Origin of the sequence: Nonomuraea aurantiaca (assembly GCF_020215705.1) — a bacterium.
Taxonomy (GTDB): Bacteria; Actinomycetota; Actinomycetes; order Streptosporangiales; family Streptosporangiaceae; genus Nonomuraea; species Nonomuraea aurantiaca.
The window spans coordinates 1-1,531 of record NZ_JAIWNB010000109.1 but is presented as its reverse complement, the minus strand read 5'-3'; the positions used below and the strand labels follow the sequence as shown (position 1 = coordinate 1,531).

The following is a 1,531-nucleotide window of genomic DNA, read 5'->3' as shown; positions in this document are numbered from 1 at the left end:
CTGCTCGGCATGGTGCACCATGACTCCACGGCCGCTCGTGAACGATCGAGTTCAGGGAGAACCAGATCATCACCCAGCGGACGCCTTCATGCGCGGACAGTTACTCAATCGCGACGAACCCCGACGAACCCCGCCAAGCAACGCTCGGTAACGAGACCACACGCTTTGCGTCAGAGCCACTTTTACATGGCCACGGACACCAACTGCATGACCGGCTCAAGGCACTCGCGGCCGAGGTCGGCGCCGGATATCCCATCAACGAGTGCCTGTTCATACTCGCCTTACGTGGCTTAATTACCTTCATGCCGCTGACCACTTACTTCGGGTGGATGATCTGCTGCTGATCGACCTGGCCGGGAATGGCGGCCAGACCATCATGGCCGAACGCGATATATCTTGACCTGGGCATGCAGCGCGACATATCGTCTCTCTCCAGCGATGTGTCTCGGCCTTTTGGAGGAGGATCCCATGAACGAACTGCTGCCTGTCCTGGTTGTCATCTTCGTCATCGTCCTCGTCCTGCTGTCGGTCCTGCAACTAGCGCTCGTGTGCGGTGCGCCATGGGGGAGCCTTGCATGGGGCGGCCAGCACCGGGTCCTCCCGGGACCACTGCGGGCCGGCAGCGGTATCGCGGTGGTGCTCTATGTCGCGTTCGCAGTCGTGATCCTGGACCGTGCCGGCTGGATTGACGTAGTGGCAGATCCCGTCGCAGGCGTCGGCACCTGGGCAGTGTTCGGGTTCGCTGCGCTCAGCGTCATCGGCAATGCGGTGTCCCGAAGCAAGCCGGAGCGGTACGTCGGAACATCTGCTGCGTTCGTGCTCGCCGCGGCCAGTCTCGTCGTCGCGCTCAGTGGGGCGTCGACGACATGACATCGTTTCAACCGGCCGAACCGAGCCACACGGGCGAAATCGTCCCCGGGCAGTCGCGAGATGCCATCTGGTTGCCGTCCCCGAAGTTGAGGAGGCCGACCGCCCGATTGCGAAGGGCTCGGCTCGCCCTGTTCCCGCCCGAGGGCGGCTGAGTGACGACGCCGCCGCAGGCTTCGCCTCATGTCACGGACGGCATGTTGCTTCCCCCTGGAAGGGCCGTTGACGCCGGGCTCCGACCCCGACCGTTTCAGACCAGGTCGCCGGCCTGCTACCAGGCCTCCTGGCAGCTACCTAGGCCGGACTTTCACCGGCAAGCGACGACGGGCGTACGAGGGCTGTGCGGACGAGAGCACCACAGGATCATCCGGAGAACAGTACGCGGTTCCGCTCCAGGAATTTCTGCAGGGACGTCGCCGGGCGGCCCGCCACCGCCTCGATCGTGCCGAAGACGTACACCCATTCGACGCGCCGCCCTTGGAGCGGATGGGCGCGCGCCGGTGCTCCAGGTCGAGCTCCTCGACGTTCAGCGCGCCCCCTGAGCGACCTTATTGGGTAGTGTGACTATCTGGCTGGAGTTTGGAGGCACGGATGGTACAGGTCGTGACAGAGGAGGCCTCGGCCGAGGCCCGCGGACGGCGAAGCCCCGATGAGACGGCGCTAC

1 protein-coding gene is annotated in these 1,531 nt (G+C 64.6%); it reads left to right on the top strand.

Annotation, left to right across the window (positions count from 1 at the left end):
• Positions 1 to 468: 468 nt before the first annotated feature.
• The gene (locus LDL49_RS56365; RefSeq protein WP_225303184.1) at positions 469 to 870 is read left to right on the top strand and encodes a hypothetical protein; all 402 of its coding nucleotides are present in this window, start codon (positions 469 to 471) and stop codon (positions 868 to 870) included.
• Positions 871 to 1,531: the final 661 nt, after the last annotated feature.

Coding starts and splice junctions, on each gene's coding strand:
- LDL49_RS56365 (WP_225303184.1), top strand. CDS start 469: ATGAACGAACTGCTGCCTGTCCTGGTTGTCATCTTCGTCATCGTCCTC.